At 31.3% G+C, this 24,735-nt stretch carries 18 protein-coding genes; 9 read left to right on the top strand and 9 right to left on the bottom strand.

The window, feature by feature from the left end:
- The first annotated feature begins 482 nt into the window (after positions 1-482).
- From ACXR6G_RS11495 to ACXR6G_RS11505, 3 genes are all read left to right on the top strand, one after another.
- Positions 483-1,652: a hypothetical protein gene (locus tag ACXR6G_RS11495; protein WP_458361575.1), complete on the top strand. Its 1,170-nt coding sequence runs from the start codon at positions 483-485 to the stop codon at positions 1,650-1,652.
- Entirely contained in the window at positions 1,642-3,918 is a 2,277-nt protein-coding gene (locus ACXR6G_RS11500) for a ThiF family adenylyltransferase (RefSeq protein ID WP_458361576.1), read from the top strand. The genes ACXR6G_RS11495 and ACXR6G_RS11500 overlap by 11 nt, the downstream gene beginning before the upstream one ends.
- Positions 3,919-4,535: 617 nt before the next feature.
- Positions 4,536-5,012 (top strand): hypothetical protein, encoded by a 477-nt coding sequence (locus ACXR6G_RS11505; RefSeq protein WP_458361577.1) that lies wholly within the window; start codon positions 4,536-4,538, stop codon positions 5,010-5,012.
- Between the two features lie 169 nt (positions 5,013-5,181).
- Here ACXR6G_RS11505 and ACXR6G_RS11510 read toward each other — a convergent pair whose 3' ends face one another.
- The 5 genes from ACXR6G_RS11510 to ACXR6G_RS11530 all read right to left on the bottom strand — a co-directional run bounded on the left by ACXR6G_RS11510 (position 5,182) and on the right by ACXR6G_RS11530 (position 8,554).
- Positions 5,182-5,679 carry a hypothetical protein gene (locus tag ACXR6G_RS11510; protein ID WP_458361578.1) on the bottom strand — a complete coding sequence of 166 codons (498 nt, stop codon included), beginning with the start codon at positions 5,677-5,679 and terminating at the stop codon, positions 5,182-5,184.
- Between the two features lie 69 nt (positions 5,680-5,748).
- Positions 5,749-6,324 (bottom strand): hypothetical protein, encoded by a 576-nt coding sequence (locus tag ACXR6G_RS11515; protein WP_458361579.1) that lies wholly within the window; start codon positions 6,322-6,324, stop codon positions 5,749-5,751.
- A gap of 55 nt (positions 6,325-6,379) precedes the next feature.
- Positions 6,380-7,165 (bottom strand): hypothetical protein, encoded by a 786-nt coding sequence (locus ACXR6G_RS11520; RefSeq protein ID WP_458361580.1) that lies wholly within the window; start codon positions 7,163-7,165, stop codon positions 6,380-6,382.
- Positions 7,146-7,793 carry a hypothetical protein gene (locus tag ACXR6G_RS11525; protein ID WP_458361581.1) on the bottom strand — a complete coding sequence of 216 codons (648 nt, stop codon included), beginning with the start codon at positions 7,791-7,793 and terminating at the stop codon, positions 7,146-7,148. Before ACXR6G_RS11525 ends, ACXR6G_RS11520 begins: the two co-directional genes overlap by 20 nt.
- A gap of 392 nt (positions 7,794-8,185) precedes the next feature.
- Positions 8,186-8,554: a hypothetical protein gene (locus ACXR6G_RS11530; RefSeq protein ID WP_458361582.1), complete on the bottom strand. Its 369-nt coding sequence runs from the start codon at positions 8,552-8,554 to the stop codon at positions 8,186-8,188.
- 554 nt (positions 8,555-9,108) lie between these two features.
- On the opposite strand from ACXR6G_RS11530, the gene ACXR6G_RS11535 reads away from it, so the two are divergent.
- From ACXR6G_RS11535 to ACXR6G_RS11555, 5 genes are all read left to right on the top strand, one after another.
- Entirely contained in the window at positions 9,109-9,672 is a 564-nt protein-coding gene (locus ACXR6G_RS11535) for a tyrosine-type recombinase/integrase (protein WP_458361583.1), read from the top strand.
- A 936-nt stretch (positions 9,673-10,608) separates the two neighbouring features.
- Complete coding sequence (locus tag ACXR6G_RS11540) at positions 10,609-13,674, top strand: DEAD/DEAH box helicase (protein ID WP_458361584.1); 3,066 nt, start codon at positions 10,609-10,611, stop codon at positions 13,672-13,674.
- Between the two features lie 85 nt (positions 13,675-13,759).
- On the top strand, positions 13,760-14,215 hold the full coding sequence (locus tag ACXR6G_RS11545; RefSeq protein ID WP_458361585.1) for a hypothetical protein: 456 nt from the start codon (positions 13,760-13,762) through the stop codon (positions 14,213-14,215).
- 154 nt (positions 14,216-14,369) lie between these two features.
- On the top strand, positions 14,370-14,942 hold the full coding sequence (locus ACXR6G_RS11550; protein ID WP_458361586.1) for a hypothetical protein: 573 nt from the start codon (positions 14,370-14,372) through the stop codon (positions 14,940-14,942).
- A 138-nt stretch (positions 14,943-15,080) separates the two neighbouring features.
- The gene (locus tag ACXR6G_RS11555) at positions 15,081-15,689 is read left to right on the top strand and encodes a hypothetical protein (protein ID WP_458361587.1); all 609 of its coding nucleotides are present in this window, start codon (positions 15,081-15,083) and stop codon (positions 15,687-15,689) included.
- Between the two features lie 217 nt (positions 15,690-15,906).
- Here ACXR6G_RS11555 and ACXR6G_RS11560 read toward each other — a convergent pair whose 3' ends face one another.
- The gene (locus tag ACXR6G_RS11560; protein ID WP_458361588.1) at positions 15,907-17,190 is read right to left on the bottom strand and encodes a hypothetical protein; all 1,284 of its coding nucleotides are present in this window, start codon (positions 17,188-17,190) and stop codon (positions 15,907-15,909) included.
- A gap of 386 nt (positions 17,191-17,576) precedes the next feature.
- Positions 17,577-17,906, bottom strand: coding sequence for a hypothetical protein (locus tag ACXR6G_RS11565; protein WP_458361589.1), 330 nt, complete (start codon positions 17,904-17,906; stop codon positions 17,577-17,579).
- Positions 17,907-18,859: 953 nt separating this feature from the next.
- Between ACXR6G_RS11565 and ACXR6G_RS11570 the strand changes: the two genes are divergently transcribed.
- A complete protein-coding gene (locus ACXR6G_RS11570) occupies positions 18,860-21,910 on the top strand; it encodes a hypothetical protein (RefSeq protein WP_458361590.1) in 3,051 nt (1,016 codons plus the stop codon).
- 363 nt (positions 21,911-22,273) lie between these two features.
- Here the strand turns inward: ACXR6G_RS11570 and ACXR6G_RS11575 are convergent, their stop codons facing one another.
- Positions 22,274-23,440: a hypothetical protein gene (locus ACXR6G_RS11575; RefSeq protein WP_458361591.1), complete on the bottom strand. Its 1,167-nt coding sequence runs from the start codon at positions 23,438-23,440 to the stop codon at positions 22,274-22,276.
- A gap of 37 nt (positions 23,441-23,477) precedes the next feature.
- Positions 23,478-24,707 carry an outer membrane protein assembly factor BamB family protein gene (locus tag ACXR6G_RS11580; RefSeq protein ID WP_458361592.1) on the bottom strand — a complete coding sequence of 410 codons (1,230 nt, stop codon included), beginning with the start codon at positions 24,705-24,707 and terminating at the stop codon, positions 23,478-23,480.
- Positions 24,708-24,735 lie beyond the last annotated feature (28 nt).

Raw genomic sequence — 24,735 nt, forward strand, 5'->3', positions numbered from 1 at the left:
GGTTTCCAACAAAAAGATAGCTTATTAATAAAATATATTTAAGCCTTACCATTTTTTGGTGAGGCTTTTTTATACAATACATCAATGGAGTAAGTATAGAAGATTTTAGTTTCACCAATTATTTTGTAATAATTATCTACAATTTAATTCTGCTTGAGAATATATTCCTAGGACAAGGTTTTATTTGTCTACAAGGATTATACTTTACACCTTGTTTAGATTAGTTCTATATTCCAAGTGGTTCTTGTATTTTTATTATGATTGCATAGTAATATTGTTCTTAATTGTAAATTTATGATTCATTATAATTACGATATATTGATTAGGTGATGTTGTTTTCTTTATAAGCCTTGAATGCAATGTTCTTATAATGATATTAGATGAGTAGTCACAAACTTGTTGTTGTAAACTATTTTGCAGGTTCATATAAGTGATTGTAAATCAATTTTGCTGATGTAATTATTAATTTAAATCAAAATATTATGGCAAATAATAAGATTAAATATTACCCTGTTAATAACGGGGATATGTCTTTAATTACAGTAAAAGATAATACTACTATATTGATAGATTGTAATATTCGTGAAGGTGACAAGGATATAAACGACAATGATATTTACAATGTAAAAGAAGACTTAGTTAAAAGCATCCAAAAAAGAAACAATAATCCTTATTTAGACCTATTTGTTCTTTCTCATCCAGACGAAGACCATTGTCGTGGGTTTAAGAAGAATTTTTATACAGGCGACCCAACAAAATATTCTGAAACCAATCGAAAGAATGAAGAGATAATAGTTGATGAAATTTGGGTAACCTCAATGTTATTTACTACAGAACAATCAAATGATGCAAATGCAATTAGGAACGAAGTAAATAGGAGGAAGAGGTTAACTGGTTCAGAGAAAGATAATAGAGGAAATAGATTGAGATTAATCGGATATGATGAAGATAAAAAGCTTGAGAACGTAACTACTTATGTTCCAGGAGATGAAATCAATACTATAAATGATAAAACGTATACCAATTTTTCATTTTTTATTCATGCTCCTTTTAAGAAAGATTTAATAAAGAGTAGAGCAACTGCTGATAGAAACTCATCAAGTATTGTAGTTCAGGCACGATTCAAAGACAAAGACACAGATGCCGACCATCTTACTTATGCCCTTTTTGGAGGAGATTCTGACCACTATATATGGCAAAAGATTATTGAAATTTCTGAAAACAATGATAATGAGAAATATTTAAAATGGGATTTATTTCTTGCTCCTCACCATTGTTCTTGGACATTCTTTAATAATGTATCCTATGATATAAAGGAGAACCAAACCCCCAAAGATTACTCTCTAAAACTGATAAATGATTATAAAGAACTTAATGGGAAGATAATTAGTTCAAGTAAAAAGATTGTAAAAGAAAAACCAAACCCACCTCATAAACCAGCTAAGGATGAATATATAAAGGCTTTAAGTTCAAAAGATGACTTTTTCGAATTAGCTGTTATACCTAAAGAAAAATCCCCTGAACCTATTGAATTTATTGTTACTAACAATGGTGTGACTAAATCAACAGAAAAGGCAAAAGTTGCAATTACGTCAGGTGGGGCTGTAGGCGCAGCTAGTACAGTTGTGAAAAATGGAAACGATGCTATATAGTACAGAATTAAAAAAATATTCAGAGGAACTACCTCATGCTATACAGGAAGCAATTCGTGAAATTGAGCAAATGTTAGGTGTTGAGGAACTTGAAATTTTAAGTTTTAATGATTTTAATATTGTAATTCCCGTAAAGATTGAGGTCAATATACCATCAAAGGGAACACATGAAAATATTGATGTCAGGAATTTCGAGCAAATATTAATATCCTTTAATATCCGAAATTACCCTACAACTTCTCCAAGGATTAAATCTGATAGAAAGGATTTCCCCGCTGAAAATTTATCTCATTTATATGCTGTAACAATTGGTGAACCTCCAACTTTATGCTTAGTAAGAGAGAATTTAGATGAATGGTTTGCAAATAGAAGAATTAGTGATTTAATATTTGTAGCGAAACAGTGGCTTTCAAAGGCAGCCAATGGGCTACTATCGGAAGATGCAGATGAATTTGAACCTGTTAGATTAGAGGGGTATTGTGGTTATTCTATTTATAAACATTTAAAATTATATCACCATATTTTCAATAATAACAGACATTTGAAGGAATATCCATTCTGTTATTTGCTTTTATCAACAAAATTGAAAAATGCAGGAAACCCTTCTTTTGAGCAAATTGACTTCGATATTAATTCAGCTAACTTAACTGGATTTTATGATTTAATTAAGAGAATTAACTTAGAAGCTATTAAGGTCAAGAATAATGATATTGATTTACCTCTATTTGGGTTACTAGTTTGGAGCAATATTATGGAACCAATCGGTACTTACTCAACTTCATTACCTAAAACTTATGGAGAACTAGAGGAATTTGCAGAGCAATATTCAATTTCTATTAAAGAACCTCTTAATGAATATATTAAAAGCAATCTATTTCTAAATAATCTAACATCATACATTCCGATTGTGATTGGATTAAAAAGACCAAGAAAATTGATTGGTTTTGAATCTGATATTGAGTTTTTTCATTTTATAATAAATGTAACCAAAGAATCAATTGTTGAAAATTCAATTATAGCTGAAACTAAAGTATTCTTTCAATCTCATCGTGAACCAATAAGTAGCAATTTAGCTCAAAAATTAAGTGTAAGTAATAATCAGGAGAAAACTGTTTTTATTGGTGCTGGTGCTTTAGGTTCAAAACTATTGTTTCATTATGCCAGAAGTGGGAATTTTAACTTAAAAGCTATAGATAATGATAGTTTTAGTCCTCATAATGTAGTTAGACATGATTTGTTCATGGAAAGCTCAGGTCAGAATAAAGCTAAAGCAGTTATTGAAAAAATAAAAGCTTTCCTAGGTGGTGGTTCACTTGAATTTCATGAAGGTAGTATCTTCAACTACGATAAACATCTTCTAGAAGGATATAAATGGCTGATTGATACAAGTGCATCTTTAAATGTACAGAATTGGCTTGTAAACAGTGAACTTGATAGTATTCCTAATAGAGCTAGGGCAGAGGTTGCCTACAAAGGAAAATTAGGCTTTCTGTATATTGAAGGGCATAATCAGAATCCTAGGTTAGATGATTTAGTCAACTATGTATATTTTATAGGTATAAAAAGTGACATTATATCAGAATGGCTGATAGAGGAAAATAAGAAAAAAGAAGGAAATGATTATGATATTGTTGATATTGGGATTGGATGTAATTCTCCTACTGTTATAATGGCAAATGATTCAATGTCGTTCCATGCATCTATCTTTTCAAAAATATTGAATCATGAATTTGAACGAAAAAAAATCAAAGAAAATGGATTTATAAATACATCTTATATATCAGAGAACGGTATTGATATTAATTCGGATAATATCTTACTTCCCCCATTAGATGTTTATAAATGTTGTAACAATTCAGGCTGGGAAATTCGAATCATAGGTTCTGTTTTGGTTAGAATGAAATTAGAAGCAAAAAGATTTAAACGGAACGAAACTGGTGGGATTTTTATTGGAATTTGTAACTATAAAACAAAGACAATACATGTTTTTGATACAATAATGGCACCACCTGATAGTAAACATTCTTCTGTTTATTTTTTTAGAGGGATTCATAATTTGCCCGAACAAGTTAAACACATCAAAGAATTGACGGGAGGGATGATAGGCTATATTGGTGAATGGCATACTCATCCAATGGGGCTTGATTCTTTAAGTGGTGTTGATATGGCTGCTGTTGAAGAACTAAAACCTTTGAATGATAGATATCCAATACCAACTTTTATTTCCATATTATCTAAAGAAAAATATTTACCTTTTGTTTTTTAATTAATCACCGCTAGAATGAAAGAACTATTAGATAAGTTATCATCATATAATATTTTTAATTACTTATTCCCAGGAGTCGTTTTTGTAGTAATATTAAGCAAAGTAAGTGAATATGATTTAATTCAAAAGGACGTAATAACAGGCTCGTTTCTATATTATTTTATTGGTCTTATTATTAGTAGAATAGGTTCCTTGTTTATTGAACCATTTCTAAAATGGATTAAGTTCCTGAAATTTTCTAGCTACAATAAATTTGTTTCTGCGTCAAAGGTTGATTCGAAGATTGATTTATTTTCAGAGATAAATAATATGTACAGAACACTAAGCTCATTACTTCTTCTGTTAATGTTGGTAAAGGTGTACGAGTCTTTTTTGTCTAGCATGTCTTTTTTTAGAGATTATGGTTCAACTTTTTTAATAGTGGTATTATTGGTATTATTTGTTTTTTCATATAGAAAACAAACAAATTATATAACTAAAAGAGTAGAATCTAGCCAGTCAAATCCATAATTGAAATATTTGGAAGGAAGTGCTAATTTTATGGCTGGTGTATTGGTAGGAGACGTTTTAAAATATTAAGGTTTTATATAAATAACCACTTGAGGTAAATAATAGAGATGAATAAAAAGATTACATATAATTGGAGTAGTTTGATTCAGTTTTTTGAAAAAATGAACTACATCCATAATGGTTTGACAATACCTTTCATAATTGGTGTGATAAAATTATTAGAAGGAAATAAAATAGTGGTATCACAATTAATAGCAGAGCTTGCTAATATGAAAAATGAAAGCAGAGCAACGATAATGAAATGTGGTAATATTGGCGAATTTGTTGTTGGTGTTATGGATGTAGAATCAGAATCAATGTATCGGAAATATCCCCAAAGTCTATTCATGGAGTATGATAATTTAGCTGTTACAGATAATTCATTAAATGATTGTAGTTCAGTATTTGATTTGATTGCTTTTATGGAGGATAGATACGGACAAACTATTGAGGATGAGAAATATTCTAAAAATGCTGGACTATGGACTAAATTTACAGAAGAGGATATAGAAAGAATAAATAGTTTTAAATCAAGTATGAGTTGAAATTCAATTTACATTTTAAAGGAAATAGAATCCTAATGATGAAAAAGTTCAACTTTGTATAAGAGTTGAACTTTTTTTATTGGTGATTATTAGGCACTTATGATTTAATCTATGCCTAAACTTGAATATAGTTCAACTATTGAAGTTAATATGAACTAATGCTATTGTCTCATCCTGTTAGATTGGCAAATGGTCTTTTATTAAAAGATGTAGCATATTGCTCTAGTAATAGTTTTTCAATTTCTCGGGGTTCTTCGGTAGGTATAGTTTTCCAACAAAAAATTAGGTCTGAATGATTTTTAATTTGCCAGATGTATCTTCCACCCCAATGACCAACATTTTTTGTTTGACCAAATCTTAAATACTGCCCAAGCCTTGAATTTAATGTTGCTTTCCCTGTTAGACTCCCAGCTTTCCCAATGTAAACTACTAATGAATTAGGTACGAAATTGCACTTAAGTTCGCTTATTGATACGTTTGGATTTTTACCTTTAAAAAATCCTCCAACGCCTGTAGGTATATATTCGGTGTTTTTATAATTTGGGTCAATAACAAGATATACACCTTTTTCTTTCGGGATTGAACTTCTATTGTCCCACAATTCTTCTATTGTCTTAAAACCTCTAAAACCATGTTCTTCTAATCCTTTAATATCATTGAAATTCATATTGTCATGTGATTTGGTTGTTGTTTCCTCATAAGATTTAAGTAAATCAATAATAACATTTACTATAGTTTACGAACCACCATTTTTATCGAATTCAAACATAACCATTTCAAGGGTTCTAAGTTTTGAGATGTTATAACCGATAATTTTTTGAATGTTAGACTGGAGTGTGATTGTAATAGGATGTTTTGCCAACTCACGAAGACCAGCTTGATATTTCATAAATGAGCTTATAGTGTTGACACCATAGCTTGATTTTTTACCAGTTACAAACCGATGTATTCTACTATCCCAGATTGCATAATTTTCAGGAGAGATAAAATGTAATAATTTTGAAACTCCAACAATGGAGTTATTTACTGCTTTTTTAAGTGACTCTAATTCAGACTCGGATAATAGTTTACCATTTTTTACATCATTTAAATATTTCACATTATTTTCGATGTTATCGAAATTGAAGCTAATGATTGTTGGCATCCAACCATATACTAAATGAGAACCGATTACAAAATCATTTTTTGTAATTGTAGGTTTACTAGCGAAAAATTCAATGAAGTCATTATAAGTCTTTAAATAAGTATCATCCTTATTGATTTCGATTGAATTATAAGCAAGTAGTATGTTATCAATTTTTAGATTTTTCATTTATCTACTTAATTTGAAATTAACTTATTCTCCAGCTATTCTATAGAATAATGATTTAATATTGGGATGTAGTTATGGGTAGATTATTTATTAGTTTACTATGTCTAATTACTTCAGCAACTTCTCTTAATAAATCATCTGCTATGCTAATACTCAATTGATATGTGTTAATAACAAGCTTTGTTTTATCATCGTTCCAATGTATCCAATACGGTTGACTCTTCTTGTTTCCTGCAAACCTTTTTTCACTAAATGTAACCTCAAATATTTTTTCAATTTCATTTTCCTCTTTTTTAGCATTGAAATATCCTACACCAGATATAATAACTACTGGGTAGTTTTTAATATACTTAGATGCTAAGAGATGTTTCTTTCTGAATTCGATTGAGCTTGTATTAGCATCTATCGTTTTCTTACTGGGAGTAGAGTTTACTTCAGTAATAAATGTCTGTTCGTGAAAGTTAATCTTATTGTTTTCTTCTGTGTCAAAAATATAATTATACAGCTTCTGATAATTCATCCAAGTAGTGCTAGTTCCCCAATTCCCTTGTCTATCATCCTTTCTCAAGATTTGTCCTTTATAAGGATATAGTGGACTATAGTAATTACTTCTTTCTTCAATTTGTTCTGCATCATAATTGTCATTGTTATTCCAGAAATTGAAATTTTCAACAATTTCATATCTGTATTGGTCTGCTTCTATTGATAATCCTGCTTCTTTTCCAATGATTAGAATTTCAGATAAAGGATTCCCAGTGCCGATGTATTTATATTCTTCTTTGACAGTAGTATGTTCCTTTTTTAATGAGTCTAATAGCTTTTTAAATAGAGTTTCTTTCATTATTGTAAATGTTAAGTTCTTTATTGTTTAGAGTAAATGATTGTAAATTATTCTTTAGAAATGATATTTCAATGTTATCCAAAAGAGATACACCTTCAGCATCTTCAATGTAACCAAAGTGACTAGGTCTTGAAATTGCTATGATTTGGTCACAATCATTTATAATTCTTCTTGACCAATTGAATTTCGAGATGCTAATATCTTCTTCAGAACCAATGGTTGTGGCAAAAACAATTGTTGTGTTGATTAAATTAGCGATATACTTAAGGGCTTCTATTGCATTGTCTTTTTCATCACAAAAGAAATCCTGATAATCATTTTGAGTGAAATTTTCAATATCATCAACGAAAATAGTAGTGTATTTACCCTTTTGGATGATTTTTAATATTTCTAAGAAAGTACCAACGTTTAAATAATTTAAAGAGGTATTGATATCGAAATTGGGATGGATACTTCCATCTATGGAGTGAAGGATGTTTGATAAGTTTTCTTCACAATCTTGCCAGCTTAGGAAAAGTACCTTCTCATTGTTCGCTATACTATTAGCTAGTTTTAATAAGAATCGAGTTTTTCCAATACCTTTTGCACCACCCAAAGCAATTAGCCCAGATAAATTAAATCTCTTCATATATTAAGTTATGGTTATTAATTTGACTTAAAAGTAAGATTGATAAATTACTTCTGGAAGCTGAAGATTGACTTTTTTCACAAAATATTAAGTGAGAATACTGTTTGAGTGATTTATCTATTGGAATTGAGGATGGGAGGGATGTCAATAATGTAAAAGTGGGTGTCTATATGTTATAACCGACCCACAATTATGTACAAAAAAAACCCATCAAAATTATTTTGATAGGTTTTTTCATTTATGAGAGAATGCTAGAGGAGAATGCTAGAGGAGATTGTTAGTGATTGATTTTTGCAATAAGTTAATCGTAATATTCAATTTTTCGTAGTATTTGGAATCTCTTTATCTGCTTCAATCATAGAGACCCAATTATTGTTTCTATCATATCTAAGTTATTTTTCTGATTCTAATTCAGGTAAATTATTTAATAGTTTATTTTTTCTTCTATCACATGGTTCTAAGTGTTTTAATAGATATTTATATTCATAATTATTATGGAGACATTCAATTTTCTCTTTAACCACTTTTGTTCCATATAAATAAGCATCATTGTTAATATCTTTTAATGTGAAATTGGTTGTTGTAATAATTTCATGGATAAAGATATGTACCTGCGAATCATCAAAAATATCTCTTTGATTCCAAAATGGGTCTGTTTTCTTAACTTTATCAGCAATGTTTTTGTTGAATTCCTCAAAACTTATTTTCCCAGCATCGAAATAAGTTCTTGTTATTAATTTCAAGAAACCTTTTTGTATCATAATATGTTAATCTAATTTTATTTTGAAATTTTTGTTAATTGCTATGTAAAGTAAAGGATATTTGTAATGAATTGCAAGTAAGTGTCTTGTGAAGCTTTTAATAATTTAAAAATTGTTATTCAAGTTAGCTTCTTAAGAACTAATCTAAATAAAGCTTGAAGCTTAAGCTGTTTAAAATCTGAGTGTTATTTTTTAGAGAAAAGTTAAATTATTAATAACATAAATAATAATTACACTTCTTTTAGTGATTCTAAATTAAAATATGTGTGAAGTAAAATTTATTCATGTCTGTTTAAGTCGAATTTTAGTGTGTTTAATAATTTAAAATATTCTATTCATACTTAATTAGTTCATCTAACTCTTCGGAATTGGATAAAACCTAAAATCTTCAATAATAACATTATTGAAGATTTATTACGAATGGTGCTAAATATGAGGACTATACGATTAGTTTAATCATGTTTCTTTTTAAATAATCTTCATTAACGTTCTGATAGCCTGGTTATTGAAGATGATTTGGTGTAAGTTTGATTTAAATCAAAAAGGAATTAGATATGAATATAACATCAGATTATTTAGAATTCGACCAAGCTCTAAATGTTGGCAAGAAGTTATTATCACCAGATAGTAACAAATGTGTAATCGCTTTTTTCATTATAGCATCCATCAACGTTGGTTTAAGAGGTGGCGATTTATTATCGATTAAACACTCAGCTATTCAGATGGGTGAGCTTGTGTTAAATGAGCAGAAAACTGGCAAGAAAAGAATTATAACCCTGAATGAAAATGTAACTAAAGCATATTCAAAATTATTAGAAATTACTAATAATAGAGGGGTCAAAAGTGATAACTATATTTTCGTATCCCAAAAAGGCTGCGTTTTTAAATTACAAAGTATAAACGTATTACTAAAACAAATATTCAAATCAAAAAAGCTTAATATAAGTTCAACATCTTTAAGGAAGACGTTCTCTAGACGTGTCTATCAAAATAACAATGAGAGTGAAGCTAGTTTGGTTTTGTTGAGTGATATACTAAATCATTCATCTACAGCAATTACAAGGCGTTATCTAGGTATTCGTCAAGAAGAAATATCAAACGTATATCTAACTCTATAAATGAGTTTGCTGAACAAGTAAAGTTTCAATTTACTAAATGAAATATAAATACTTAATATTGTTATTCAATTCGTTTATCATAGTCGACAGGTTAATTTCATCAACATGAAAATCCTTTGATAATGTTCTTATAATGTTTATTGGTAGATTCAATATAACTATTGACCACAGATAAACACAATTTGCTAATTCTCCTAGAAACTAATGAAACCCAATTAAAATCTACTTTGGATATTTAGGAATGTTTATTAATATTTCTAATAATAATTAAGGATTTTAAAATATTAGACCTGCCTTCTAGAAGCAGGTCATTTTAATAATTTAATATTAGTTTTTAATTTTAAAAAATATGAATTACTTAAAAACTTTAATTCTATATATCATTATGTGGCATGTTTTTGAAAAGTTTGAAAGCTCTAAATATTATATTATTAAGATTCTTGTTTTCTTTAAGTTCATCATTTACTCTAACGTGTACACTTCCTCTATTTTACTTTAGAATATATAGACGAAGTGTACATGTTAGGATTATTCATAGACAATTATATCTGATATTTTATTAAAAAAAACTTACCAATTGCATAAACTACACACCCCGATTTTAATATATAGTATATCGAAACTGTACTAAAACCACACTCGATAGTTTATATAATATTTTTAGATAAGTTGCTTGAAAATGCAAGCATGCTATACCGATTAACAAGACATTGGTTTTGTTATTTTTTTAGGAAAATTTGTGAATAAAAAGGCAGCCTTATAAGCTGCCTTTTTTTATTACCATATGGTCGACCATTGTTAGAATCTATTAAGAATAATAATGAATAGATAAAATCTAATAAGAATAATTAATGAAAACGTAAACAAAAGGCTCCTTTTATAATATATAAAAATAGCAGCTCTCACAAATCTGCCCTAAAAAAATAACAATTATGAATGCAATACAAAATTATTAATGATGAGCTGTTCACACAACAGTTCAGAGCAGACCAAGACTTTTATTATTACAAGAACTGTACTGATAAAAGTTGTACTAAAACTCTCAAACTAGAAGAGTTAGAAGACTATATTATTCAGTCAGATATAAGTGAAGAAAATAAGAATACGAGAAATTTAATAGTGATAAATCCTATTAAATCATTAGATGGAATTCTTGGGAAATCAAAAGAATACTTCTATTTACCTAACTCGATAATGTTCGATTTAGATGTTAAAAAAGAAGCTGTTGATGTTCAAAATCAATTGCTTAAGGATACTAATGCTAAGACGTTAGATGACGCTTTAAAACAAGTGTATGAACAATTAAAATCTGATGAATGCTGTCTGTACCTTGATTATTCTCAAAGTGGTACAGGACTAAAAGCTATATTCTCTGTTGTGTCTCAAACCTATGTGGATTATTTAGATGGTGATGATGTGAACACATTACTAGCAGAGGGTATACATCAACAGAATTTCAAAGTTCTTTTATCGTATTTACAAAAATATGGTCTCAAATTCTATGACAATAAGTCTATTGATTACTTAGATGGCTGTGGGAATAAGCTGACACAAGGTACTTTTAGTAGCAATGGTACGCATTTCTATATCAACAGTATGGCTAAGGTTCTCAGAGGGGAGTTTGATGAGAAATTGGTATTTAATGAAATCAATAAAAACAGCAATAAAACTTATTTAAATAGTGATGATAAAGATGTTTTAAAATTAAATAATAAATATTCTGAAGCGTTCTTTAAACACATTACTGAAATTCATAATGAAAGAGGTGATGAATGGATGCAGTTTGAAAAAGCTATTAAAGAAGTTATGGGTCACTATCTCTATGACTTATATCCTTCTTTACAACACCTCGATAGAGAGTATTTAAAGAGTTATTATAAGCTTTTTAAGAAATATTATTGTGGTAATAGTAGAAAGAAAGAGAAGACTAGTCTAGATAACTTTAAAGAATATGTAAATAAAACGAGGTATAACTATGTAGTTCCTCTTCATCAAATCTTTTCAAAGTGTTATGGCTATGTTCCTACTGTGGATATAGATACAGTTGAATGTGATTTTTTCAAAAATGAATATGATGAAATAATTGAATATAACGAGTTTGTTGGTAAAGAAGAACAACAAGAAGAGCTTTTTACCATATTTGATAAACATGATAATGTAGTATTTAAAAGTGATGCAGGTAGTGGAAAAACAACTTTAATCCAGAAATACATCTCATATAAATTCAAGGATGGGTTGAGTAGAATTGCTTTTGTGATACCAAAGAATTCTTTATTAGAACAGCAAAAATATATTATCGAAGAACTTGAAGAATTTAAAGACATTAAAATAGTCTCTAATTATGATAGTAAAACTTATAAGAAAGAGAACTTTAATAAAGATGATAAAGTCCTAATATTATCAAGCACCCCAAAGTTGCGATATGGTGCTGATGTAGAGCTGGTCATTATTGATGAGATTCAAAATTTGGTTTTTTATTCTGATACTATTATAAGTAATAGACTCAGAGGTGTTAAAACAATCTTTACAAGTGCTACACCTGAAGCCTACTTAATTGGAGAACATGACTATTACTATCTTAATATGATAAAGGAGGATAAGGTTAAACAAACCTTAAATATAATAATTCGCAAAAGTCAAACCGCAGCACTAAAAGAGTTGATTAACAAAGATAGAAAGCAGATGATATTCCTGAATGATGTGAGCAGAAGTAAGAATTTTGCAGCTTCATTTCCTCATATTAATTTTTCTTATTTAAACAGACAAGTTAAAAATAAGAAGGAAACTAAAGAGGTGTTACGTAATCAATATTTGAAAGATAACCATTATCTAGTTACTAGGTATGTATCAGAGGGTCTAAACTTTAATAATGAAAAATGGGACGATTTGATAATTATGGAAGACAAGTCCTTGTCACCTTCTGAATTATATCAACTATCATGCAGGTTTAGAAAAGTAAAAGGTTTGAATATTTATCTTATTGCTCGTGGTAGAAATGGCTTATCAGATAGAGAATTACAATATGATTGTTTGCAGAACCTCATTGAGGATGATAGATTGAATAAAGCTGAAAACTTATGTGTTAGGGTTAATAAACACCATAAGGCAAATAGCAATAGAAGTTATATGAAACACGAATATCTATTAAAGTATAATGGTGGAGATTACGTTGTTAATTATGACAAGTTTAAACTTGATGCTTATAATAAATATTTTCAGCAATATTATATGAATTGTAGCGATGTATTTGACTATTCTTTAGGATATTACTTCACGCTATTTAAGAGTTTTATCAAAGAAGATGAAGAACATGATAAATTTGTCAAAGACGAACGAATAGAGAATATATTTATTGCTAATAGGGACGTAATTACTAGTATGTATAGTGTGCAAAAAGAATTTACAAAGCGTAATCAATTTGATATTGATGAAGAAGTTTCATCATTATTTAATAATGAAGACCATTCATCTAACCCACATTGTATAAGTGATGAAGATTTTAAAGTAATTGAAGATAATTATAGTCAATTTGTATTACTATGTAAGCGTTACAATGAGTTAATCGAGTTAGGTGGTGACGTGGATAAAGCTACATCAACAAATTCAGCATATAAGCTTATCACTAAAAATTTATCATATCAAAACATAGGCTCATGTGTTAATAGAACTGAGCTGGCTGGGCTTGACTTGGAGTTGTATAATAGGCAAGAGAAGTTTATTAATATGGTAATTCAGAATAAACTATTCATCAAGCATAGAAATAAAAAGAGCGTATTTGCCTGTGTTGATGCAGATGAAGTTATGTCATATTTAAAGAGTAATAATAAAATGTTGATAGAGCTGAATCTAGGGGTTAAAGATTATGAGTTGACTGTTGAGCGTAGAAGTGTTGATTTGTATTTGTCTAAAATGCCAAGATATATTAAAAAGTGTCGAAAAAGTGTTTGTGGTGTGAGTACTCGAGTAAGTGAATTAATTAATCTTTCTGAAAGACTTAATTAAAATCTAACATGTACACTTCCTCTATTTTACTTTAGAATATATAGACGAAGTGTACACGTTAGAATAAAAAAACAACATAAATGAAATGAAATATGAAAATTTATTAGACTTAAATTACGATAAAAATGAGGAGGAGGAATACCAAGTTAATTACATTTTAAAACCAGATTTAGCTATTGAGCGAAGGTTATATGAGAGTAAATATGGTTGTCATGGTCGTAGGTCAATTAGTAAGAAAACAGTTACAATAGACATCTTGTTGAAGGATGTTTTAGCTGATTTGAATAATTATTTACTAGATGATAATATGGATAGAGATTGGGATTCTAATATGAAACAATGCTGTATAAATACAACTAATCATGTATTTAAGATTTTATCATCCCAAGGTTATTGTTTTAATATCTCAGATAGTCAGCTTTATGATATTTTCAAGTTTAGTCCAATAATTGTAAAAAATGATAATGCAACATTAAAGATGCGAATAAAAGAGAAGTATGATGAGAGAAGATATAAGCTTAATAAATACTTCAATATCTAAAGTGATAAATGAAATATAAAGTATAAATAATTCTTCCCAATGAATAATAATTTAGAACAAAACCCACACTACTAAAAGTGTGGGTTTTTCGTGTTTTTTTATTAAAAATCGAGTATGGGTACTTGTAAGATTTATATATAAGAGAAAAGATATTATGAATAAAGATTTGATTGGTTTTAGTATAGAAACAGGAGATAAAACATTGGGAACTCCAATACTTGAGAAAATATTTGACAGGAGGATATTGGAGAATGTGACACGAGATGAGATAGTTGAGGTGTTGAGGACAGAGATGTTCCTTGATTTAGAAAATATCATTATGAGGCTGGGAGGAAAGTGTGATGATGAAGATACAGCAATAAGTTTGCTTCAAATTATAGAGTTTTTTGCCATTGATTATTTATCACTCATACAAAGGAGGCTGAGGAATCTAGGTGTTACTAAATATTCACTTTACACTCTTTTTAAGGCTATTGTTGGTGATGTGGAATATCATGATACAATGTCCATAGTTGAAGAATTTTCTGAAGATGCTAGATTTTTATTTTTGTGGGGAAAAATAGAATTCATCATAATTCATTTCGATTGGTTGTTATGCATCTTTAATCTCGATTTGGAAATATTAAAGACAAGTGTGTCTGAAGATGAGCTGATACCTTATATGGGTGGTGACGAAACATCTTGTACAGATATGATAATAAAATTTGAGAATTTCAAAAATAAATAATAGTGTATTTGATTGTTTTAGAGAGTGATTGGTATTCCAATTACTCTTTTTTCATATAAAACTGAAATTTAAAATAAACTTTTCACTTTTAAAATCATATAAGTAGGTAAATGTTTAAATAAATAAAATAAGAAAATTATGAAGATTAAAGTAGATAGAGTAAATGAGGGTCAATTACAAAAAGAAATTGATAAGAAATGGAAAGAAGTAAAAGCTAATGAACCTTGTTCGCTAAAAGGGTATTCAATAACTGACTATATTTCAAAATTAGATGGTTTGTTTGATTGTTTAGGTAGGGAAGTTGATGATTATAATGATGCTAAAGTTCGATTTCGGCATACGGTAAAAGGTGGTTTTGATATTAATAGTAAATGTTTAAATTTTAATATGGTTATAGAAAATGGGGAGTTTTATCTTGTAGATTTGATTTATGAGAAAGTCTCATCTAAAACAAAACACTTAGATATTTTGTTGAAGCCAGAATATTCTGTAGAAGAAGAAAAAAAGAATTGCAAATTTAAATATGGAGAAATTGATGGTGTTAAAATATTGATGTTTGATGATATCGCAAGGCTTCGATTCGCTTATTATCCAGTTGAGTTTGATTATAAGATTGATGGTTTGGAAGAGTTTATTGGTCTTATTAGAGGATTTACGGAAAATTTGGCGGATAATACGAAGGAGCGATTATTAGTTAATTTAATAAAACATATAAGAGGTTCTCGTATACGTTCTTACATTTCTTGATTGCATTGTTCATGAGCTAGTCCACACCCAAATTAAAAGTCACTCCAAGAGTTCTGGTCAGAAGTTTCTAAATATTTACCCAATTAGAAAACCTCGATGAAAGTATGGGTGATTTCAAAATATAATAAAAGCCACTCATATTGAGTGGCTTTGTTGTTATGTTTTTGGTAGGTGATTGATAAGCTTGAATGGTTATTGTTAGTATTGTATTTTAGTTCTACTCAACCTTGATATAAAATGTCTTTGTTGTAGGATTATCTGAATTATCAATAACAGTGCAAGTTAAAGTGTATTCACCAGCAGGTGAGCCTGCTAAAGTTTCAATAGAGAAATCTACATTTAATTCTGACTTATCTAAAACAGATGCAGAATTAGGTTTCTTGGCATTTAGCTTTTCATTAAAATCTTGGAGAAATTCACTTACCGACTTTGTTTTCTGTACAAGATTACTGAATGCAATTAATTTCATTGTTTGATTATCACTTACCGTACCACTAAAGGTGATAGTTTGACCAGCTGTAATCGTAGTAGGTGAAGCAGCATTTGTACTTGGGCTAGTAAAAGTAACAGTAGGTGCTGTTTCGTCTTTACCACCTTCACCATTTTCGAATCCTTTCTCGATAATTTCTGACCAATCTGTATCTACAGTCAAAGTGAAATTATTTTCATTATCCTTTGTTGATGAAAACATTTCTCCACTTAAGCGTGTGATTTTATTTCGAAAAATATCAATATTAGTAATGTTCTTGCTTGCGATTACATTATTGTCTATATCAAAACACTTGATGGTAATTGAACAATTAATTGCATTTGAACTTTCAACAAACGAATAAAGTTCTAGCTTATAATTAGGCTTACCTTTATCATCATCGCCAATATATTCAGTAACAACCTTAGATTCTTGATGGAATGGTGAAGTATCATAAAGGTCAAGCCCAAAATATGTTCCTGTAAGTGTATATTCCAAATTTTTTATTTCGCTAGGCATATTATCTGTGAAAACTACTTCAAGCTTACCAACAACCCTATCTAAAGAAACTGACATGTCAATGTTATCATCTGGTATATTAATAGTTATCTTTTTATGAAATGAATCTTTGAAAGAATAACCATCTTCATATATTATAGTTGGTTGGTTTTCGTCATCACCTTGGAAAAAATCATCATCATCTTCATTTATATAATACCCATTATGACCGAAAAAGATGATATTATAAGTCCCTTCTGGTAACTTGTCGTTTATATTTCCAAAATTCTCATTCGAATAGTGAAATTCTTTATAATATAAGAATTCATCATTTTCATTGAATACAAAATATGTCAAAATTTCAATAGCTTCACTCAGAGGTTCTAAACTCTTCATATTAGTGATATCCTGTTTGAATGCTGAAACATTAAAACTCACATCAAAGAGTTGTTCATCTTTCGGTTCATTATTCGAACTTTTACTACAACTAAAAAGTGAAATTGAAAATAGTAATAGGTAAACCAGTTTTTTCATAATTATAGTTTATTGTTTAGAGGTGATAAATATAATTATTAAAATATGATATATAGACTGTCAAGTTTGTCAAGTTGTTGGTTTAACAAGAATTAATATAAATGTGGTAAGTTTTGATAGGTGTTGTAACAATTTGCTACTGAATGTAGAATTCTTAAAAATGGGGAGGGTAATATCTTATTGTAAATGATAAAATTTAAAGTTTATGCACTCATCTTGCACTATAATTGCAAAGCTTGTCTATACTTGCCCGCAAACTAGCACGTTGGAATGGTTAGATTAACTACCTGTGTGATACCATTCCTTTATAACATACAAAACCCCAGCAAAAGCTGAGGTTAGTTGTTTTTTAGTTATATGAAATTGTAGTGGTATTTGAAAAAAAATTAAATAAACCAACATTTATCAATGTCTTCTACTGCTTTATTTTCATCTTGCATGTATTCTCGTACTTGTTCTATTCTGTCTTGTAAATCTTCTTTAATTAAAGGATATTTCTCAATCATTTTTTTGAGTTTGAGAATGCATGCTGCAAACATATTTGTATTATCAATAATATAACCTCTCCATACCCTTATTTCTTTTCTATCTCTATATCTAAGTTTGTTGCTTAGGAGTTCACCATATACATATTGCATATGTTGTCTTATTACTTGTCCGATTTCATCTCGATAGATGTATAAATCATCTTCGCTTAAAAGGTATTCTACTTCCATATTCATTTTATTTCAAATTTAACTAAATAAATATAAAACACCATGTTGTATTTTATATAATTATTTAAATCAATTAAGAAAAAGGAATAAAATTGGCTATTTTAAGGAATCAATAGAAAGTACCTGAAAGGATAGAAAACAATGAAAATTTAAAAGCATTTCTAGAAGATAAGTAATTCGGCATATATAAATAGCGTAAAAAGCAGCTTTCATAAATAGTCATAAAACACATTGTCTTACAAGTTTGACCAGAATGTTGATGTATGTGATAGAAATCTAGAATGCTTTAATAAACTTTTGAATCTGTGTTACAACTGTAGCAGAACAAGAAAAAGATAGAATTAAACAGAGAATGGAGGAATTGTAGAATAAATTAATAGGATTATAAGATTGTTTTTTTTAATATTCTCGGAAAAACACCTCTAAATGGGGTGTTTTTTAATTTTACAACGTGAGCAGTGCGTGAGCAATGTTGTTATGTTATGTGTGTTTAACATTTATCCCTAACGTTAATGCGTTGATATATAGGTATTGCTACAGTTTATGAAACTTTGTTTAGGTTGTTGCTAGTCAACAAACTTTTAAACGTGGTTTTGAGGGTGTGAAACAAATAGAGAAAGGTAGAATAGTAGATAGGAAAGTTGAGCTTCAAAGCCAATTATATGAGCTTAAATAGAAGATTAGTATTCTCATATATCAGGAAAAAAAGAGAGTCTTAGAAGCTCTCTTTTTTTTTGTTTTAAATTATTAATTTTGACTTAAATCGCAATATAATTATTAACAATGCTGTTAACAATGGACATCTTGGAGTTGTTAACAGTTTGATAGTCATGTATGCAAGCATGTGTAAATTTTTAATGAAATGTTAATTTTATTAATTGTTGAAATTCCCAAGCTGAAGAGCCAATGTCTGATAAGGAGCGTATTGTCATTTAAAGAAAAGCAAGTATCTTATGCTTCTTAATAAATCTTATCGATTGGATATGAAACGTATTTTCTCATATATATTGCTGATGTTACTAGCATCAGCCTCTTTTGCTCAGTATTTTAGTACCGGACAAGATCCTGCAAGTACCAAGTGGAAACAGATTAATACGGCTGATTTTCGTATTGTCTTTCCAGCAGGATATGAAGTTAAGGCCAGGTATTTAGCTGCTTTATTTCAGGATCTGAAACAAAAAGGAGGAAAGGATTTAAATCATACGCCTAAGAAATTTTCTGTGATCCTTCATACCCAATCTGCAACTTCCAATGGTTTGGTGGCCTGGGCACCTAAACGCATGGAACTTTATGCAACACCTCCTCAAAATGATGATACGCAGTCTTGGCTCGATCATTTGGCAACGCACGAATACCGTCATATCATCCAAATCGATAAACTTGAACGGGGTTTTACTCGCGTGATGAATGCCTTTTTAGGCCAGCAGGGAACAGCTTTGGTTCTTGGTTTGTATTTGCCGCCCTGGTTTATGGAGGGCGATGCAGTTTGTGCAGAAACGGCTTTGAGTGAATCGGGAAGAGGTCGAAGTGCTGAGTTTGAACAGGAATTGAGAGCTCAACTGCTTGAAAAGGGTGCTTATACTTACGATAAAGCTGCCCTAGGGTCATATAAGGATTTTGTTCCCAATAGATACACCTTAGGCTACTATTTGGTTGGAAAATCTCGTGTCCACTATGGAGATGATTTATGGAATATGACTCTGGAAAAGATTGGCGAAGTACCTATGAAAATCAATTGCTTTTCGTCTGGTATCAAACTGGGAATGATGAATAAAAGGGAGGCTTTCTTTCAGGAAATGAAGAAAAAACAGGACGCTTATTTGAAGGCTGACTATAAAGTTGAAAATCTTGATTGGAGTGAGGTCAAAGAATTGAATACGCATAAGGATGGCAAACTAATGCTTTATGCCGACGTCATGTCAGAATTGAAATGGGAATGGCAGGTTCAGGATTCTAAGAATCAAAAAACTCAGACAGAATCTCTGATTGATAAGAAAGCTGTCTTTACAAATTATCGTTTCCCTCATCTTGATAATCACGCTGATTTATTGCTTATGAAAAGGGGCTTGGCGGATGCTTTGAGCTTTGTAAAACTTGATGCCAATGGTGAAGAAAAAGAGATCTTTGTTCCCGGTTTTGACTACAGAACAGGCTTTGATTATAAGAACAATAAGTTGTTGTGGTCAGAATCTCAGGCACACATTCGTTGGCAACACGCTAATAAGGCTGTATTGGTAACATATAACCTTCAATCAGGAACCAAAAGAAAATACAAGCTAAAGAACAATTGTTTTGCACCTGTTTTTTCTACTGATGGGAAAAAAATACTGACTGTTGAAGTGGATTCAAAAGGGGAGAGTGCCCTTCTGATTATTGATGAAGATACCGGTAAGCATATCCATAGAATTGCTGCGAAAGAACATGAGTTTTTCATGACACCACAATGGGCAAAGAATGATCAGACGCTTGTGTTGATCGTACAAGCTAAGGGTGAAAAAAAACTAGTTGAGATCGATCTTGCAACAGAAAAAAGAAGGGACTTGTATCAAGCAGGTAAAACAAATATTTCTCAACCTAAAGTTAGTGATAAGCATGTATTCTTTACTTCATCACACACGGGGATTGATAATGTCTTTGCTTATGACTGGGAGAGTGAACAGATTTCACAATTGACATCTTCACGTTTTGGAGCCAGAGATCCTTATTATCATCAATCTGAAAACAATTTGTATTATTCTGACTATTCCTCAGATGGTTATAAACCTGTAAAGCTCGATTTAAATAGCTGTATGTGGAAAGAGAAAGAAGGGAAGCAGGCTGAATTCACTTTGGCTGAGCAATTATCTGATCAGTTGGGTGAAAAGCTACAGCCTGATACGACTATGCTAGATCAGTGGCAAGTTGAACCTTATTCACGATTGGCACATACCTTTAATTTTCATTCATGGGCACCCTTATTTGTTTCTCCGGACGAGGGAACTATGGATATTGGTATTTCAGCATCAAGTCAGAATCTACTGAATACCTTTTTTACGACCGTAGGCTATAAAAAGGAGGAAGGCTTTGATAATGGGCAGTTCTATTTGAATTTATCCTACCAGCGCTTCTTTCCTATCTTCAATTCGAAATTAGAATATGGTAAAGCCTCATTTGCTTATTTTGGGAAACGCGAAAATATCAATACGGAAGAAGAAAATGTTTTACCCCTTATTACAGAATGGAAACAACTGGAGTGGGAAAATTCGGTGACTTTACCCTTTAATTTGTCATCAGGTAAGCACGCTACCTTTTTAAGACCTAAATTTTCATACAATATCTTGAAGCTTACAGATTACCAAACTCGAATTACGAGCCCTGAATTCAATCCTCAGTCATATAATCTGAATATTGCAAATCGAACCTTCGAAGAATTGGAATACCAACTATTTTTTTCACATTCAATAAAAGCTTCTCAGCGAGATCTTCGATCGCCTTGGGCTCAAGTTCTGCAATTCGATTACCGTAATAGTCCATCTAAAGCGTCCAATGCAGGAAACGTTTGGTCGGGAATAGGACAGTTCTATTTTCCAGGCATTGCTAAGCATCATAGCCTAAGTGTTTATGTGGCTTATCAGAATCGTTCTGAATTGAATACCATCTTCGGCAATAGCATTAAATCACCACGAGGGGTTTCTAATTTATTTGGATTAGATTGCTCGACCTTGAGTTTAGATTACCGCCTGCCTATCGCTTATCCTGATTGGAATTTGGGTGGTTTGGCTTATATCAAGCGTGTTAAAATGGGCGCCTTTTTTGATTATGGAATGGAGAAAGGCGAGTTTGTGAGTGATGAAAGCTTAATTCAATTCGATAATAGAATCACTTCAGTAGGGCTTGAGTTTACCGCCGATATGCATGTCTTGCGTTTGCCTATTCCTTTGAATTTGGGATTCAGATTGGGCTACGAGAATGAAACGAGTGCGGTGTTTGGAAACCTACTTTTATCATACAGCTTCGATTTTTAAGGTCTGAAAGAATAAGGCGTTAAGGTCGAGAGTGTTAAGGGAGTAGGTTGAATCAATGAAGGATAAAGAATAAGGTTACTGAGCCAAGTCGAAGTGATCTGTGCCCAAAGGTCAAATAACATTATCTATCCTCCTGCTTCTTGAGCAGAGTTGAAGGAAAAGTGGAGAGTTTAAGGAAGGATAGTTTGATGATTTGAAAATACCCCATTTCGACTCCGCTCAATGTCCGTATTTCTTCTAAAGTTCCAAAAAAAGAGATTCTCCCTTTCAGGGGAGAGGGGTGTATTATCAAATATGAAATTCTTAATTATAAAAAATGCCATCCCAAATAAAATTGAGATGGCTTATCTTTTTAATATCAGACTACTTTTTACATTGTGTATAAGTGAGCTTATCACTTTGTTGCCAGGTCTTTCCCTGATCACGGGATGTCTTTTTCATCAGAATAAAACCGTCATCTGTTCTATCACTAATTGAGAATTGAGTCAAAGTCTCTTTTTTTTCTACTGAATTATCAAAAACAAAATCCTGATCAGAGAAATCACCTTCGAAAACTTCAAAGCTGGATGTAAAATCATCTAAAAGAGAGATGCGATATTTTCCATTGGTTTTATTAAACGTGTAAGATAGTGTCACATCCATAGGGAATGTACGTTCAATCTTTATTTTTTCCTGCAGAATATTAGTAGCCGGAAAGTCAATGTTTGAAACCGTTTGTCCAATAGGATGCCAGGTTCCTCTGCGGGTCCAGACTTCCATTTTAACATCCCAGTTTCCTTTTAAAAAGGTAAGTTTCTTGATTTCATCACGCTTAGGCATTTCTAATGATTTGGTATCAAAAGCAGGATTAATTTCTATGTTTTCAACCTGAATAATTCTATCTCGTTGCCAAAAAGTACGCTCTACAAAAAATGGGAAAACGAGACCTTCAACAGTCCTGAAATCATCGAAGAAAGTTTCACAAGGAACTTCGGTTGCAAAATCGACCCAATTCGATTCGCACTTGTATTCCAGATAAGTGTTTGCATCCAAATACCATTTCTCAACTTTCCCATTCGAGCGTGTCAGCTTCAGAACAAAAACATCAAGACCTTCAAGTTTTTCTTTGCCTACAAATTCCACCTGATGACCTTTTTCTTTGTAATTGAAAAAAGGCGTGGTAAATTCAGCTTTCTGAGCAAAAACATTCTCTTCAGCTTTGTTGATTCTTCGAGCATAATTAATCTCTTGCCAAGGATCAATTGTCCAACCTTTTTTACCATCGAAGGCTTCAATTACGGGGTGTTTCCCCAATTGCAAATCGGCGTAATATTCACCGGAACGTGTTTTGAAGGCCATAAATTCCTTTTCGATGCTAAAGGCTGTAAACTGACCCGTAATTTTCATTGTTTCAAGCTTGTTCCACTTTTCAAGTCCGCCATGTGCCTCTATATGTTTGGCGATGATTGTCTCCACATTTTCTGCCATAAGCAGGCTCGGTAAACAAAGAGAAAGACAGATTATGACGAGTTGATATATTTTTTTATTCATTGTTTGAATATTTAAATCGTAATAAAAACTTATTCAATTAATAGAACTTGTAACAAGCCATTTCAGTTTGGTTTCTCAGGTAGATTTTTCCATTCACAAAGGAAGGGGCTGTCCACGATTTTCCTTTAATGGCCTGAAAGCGTCTTTGTTCTGTGTAGGCTGTCGGATCGGCTTTAACCTGAATCAACAGGCCTTTGTCTGACAGTACAAGAAGTTTGTCTCCAACTAGAATCAGACTCCCTTTTCCAAAGCCTCTTTTTGTCCATTTTTTTTCGCCAGTTTCAGCAGAGATGCATTGTAGAGCAGCCACATTGAAACCATAAAGATGACCCTTGTAATAGAGTGTTGAGCTGTAGTCGTTTTTCATGGTAGGAGCTTGTAGCACCTCAGTTACGGAATCGTTTTTAACTTCTACAATTTCGAAACCAGAGCTGCGAACCGTACAAATAAATATCTTGTTGGAGTCAACTAATGTCGGCATAGCTGTAGGGCCACTCATTTTCATGGCATAAGTCCAAAGCATTTCACCTTTGCTGTTGTAGGATGATAAGGTTTTCTGATTGGCGAAAATGATTTGTGTTTGACCATCTATTTCAGCCACAAGAGGAGAGCAATAAGAGGCATTGCCTTTGCCCTTAGCCCAAAGCAATTTGCCTGTGTTTGGATCGAATGCCACAAAAGCTCTCGATTCTGTACCACCAGCTTCCATAATAAGCACGCCGTCAACTAAAACAGGAGATGAAGAGAAGCCCCAGCGAGGTAGTGTGCTGCCAAACTCTTTAATGAAGTCGACTTGCCACAACTGTTTCCCATCTGTTTTAGAATGTGCTGTTAGCTTACCATAGCTACTAAAGCTGAAAATTGCGTTCTTACTAATAAGCGGTGTAGATCTTGGTCCATCACCAAAGCCATCCTTATCGATATAGATAGAATCAATTTTGTTTCGCCAGATTTCCTCACCTGTTTTGGCATCGAAGGCAGCCATAAACTCCAAGCCTGAAATACTATCAGTTTTCTCGCTGAGTAGGGTGTAGAGTTTATCTTCCGATAGAGTGATTTCGGAAAAAGCACAGCCAATATCTCTTTTCCAAATAAGTTCTGGTGACGGATCGCCTGCCTGGCTGTCTGTAATGTTTTCCATAGAGATACCTGAGCGGGAAGGACCTCTGAATTGTGTCCAGCTTTCGCTGACTTGTGCGAAAGTAATGGACGCTTGCAGCAATAGAAGAACTGCTAACAAGGATGAATAAATTGTTAGTTGCTTCATTTTGGGTGTTTCTTCAGGTTTAGAATTG

The organism is Ancylomarina sp. YFZ004, assembly GCF_054254355.1.

Excerpts from the sequence above, each read along its gene's own strand:
- ACXR6G_RS11535 (WP_458361583.1), top strand. The coding sequence starts at position 9,109 with ATGAATATAACATCAGATTATTTAGAATTCGACCAAGCTCTAAATGTT.
- ACXR6G_RS11525 (WP_458361581.1), bottom strand. The coding sequence starts at position 7,793 with ATGAAGAGATTTAATTTATCTGGGCTAATTGCTTTGGGTGGTGCAAAA.
- ACXR6G_RS11505 (WP_458361577.1), top strand. The coding sequence starts at position 4,536 with ATGAATAAAAAGATTACATATAATTGGAGTAGTTTGATTCAGTTTTTT.
- ACXR6G_RS11515 (WP_458361579.1), bottom strand. The coding sequence starts at position 6,324 with ATGAAAAATCTAAAAATTGATAACATACTACTTGCTTATAATTCAATC.
- ACXR6G_RS11560 (WP_458361588.1), bottom strand. The coding sequence starts at position 17,190 with ATGAAAAAACTGGTTTACCTATTACTATTTTCAATTTCACTTTTTAGT.
- ACXR6G_RS11565 (WP_458361589.1), bottom strand. The coding sequence starts at position 17,906 with ATGGAAGTAGAATACCTTTTAAGCGAAGATGATTTATACATCTATCGA.
- ACXR6G_RS11500 (WP_458361576.1), top strand. The coding sequence starts at position 1,642 with ATGCTATATAGTACAGAATTAAAAAAATATTCAGAGGAACTACCTCAT.
- ACXR6G_RS11495 (WP_458361575.1), top strand. The coding sequence starts at position 483 with ATGGCAAATAATAAGATTAAATATTACCCTGTTAATAACGGGGATATG.
- ACXR6G_RS11570 (WP_458361590.1), top strand. The coding sequence starts at position 18,860 with ATGCTTCTTAATAAATCTTATCGATTGGATATGAAACGTATTTTCTCA.
- ACXR6G_RS11550 (WP_458361586.1), top strand. The coding sequence starts at position 14,370 with ATGAATAAAGATTTGATTGGTTTTAGTATAGAAACAGGAGATAAAACA.
- ACXR6G_RS11580 (WP_458361592.1), bottom strand. The coding sequence starts at position 24,707 with ATGAAGCAACTAACAATTTATTCATCCTTGTTAGCAGTTCTTCTATTG.
- ACXR6G_RS11510 (WP_458361578.1), bottom strand. The coding sequence starts at position 5,679 with ATGAATTTCAATGATATTAAAGGATTAGAAGAACATGGTTTTAGAGGT.
- ACXR6G_RS11540 (WP_458361584.1), top strand. The coding sequence starts at position 10,609 with ATGCAATACAAAATTATTAATGATGAGCTGTTCACACAACAGTTCAGA.
- ACXR6G_RS11520 (WP_458361580.1), bottom strand. The coding sequence starts at position 7,165 with ATGAAAGAAACTCTATTTAAAAAGCTATTAGACTCATTAAAAAAGGAA.
- ACXR6G_RS11530 (WP_458361582.1), bottom strand. The coding sequence starts at position 8,554 with ATGATACAAAAAGGTTTCTTGAAATTAATAACAAGAACTTATTTCGAT.
- ACXR6G_RS11555 (WP_458361587.1), top strand. The coding sequence starts at position 15,081 with ATGAAGATTAAAGTAGATAGAGTAAATGAGGGTCAATTACAAAAAGAA.
- ACXR6G_RS11545 (WP_458361585.1), top strand. The coding sequence starts at position 13,760 with ATGAAATATGAAAATTTATTAGACTTAAATTACGATAAAAATGAGGAG.
- ACXR6G_RS11575 (WP_458361591.1), bottom strand. The coding sequence starts at position 23,440 with ATGAATAAAAAAATATATCAACTCGTCATAATCTGTCTTTCTCTTTGT.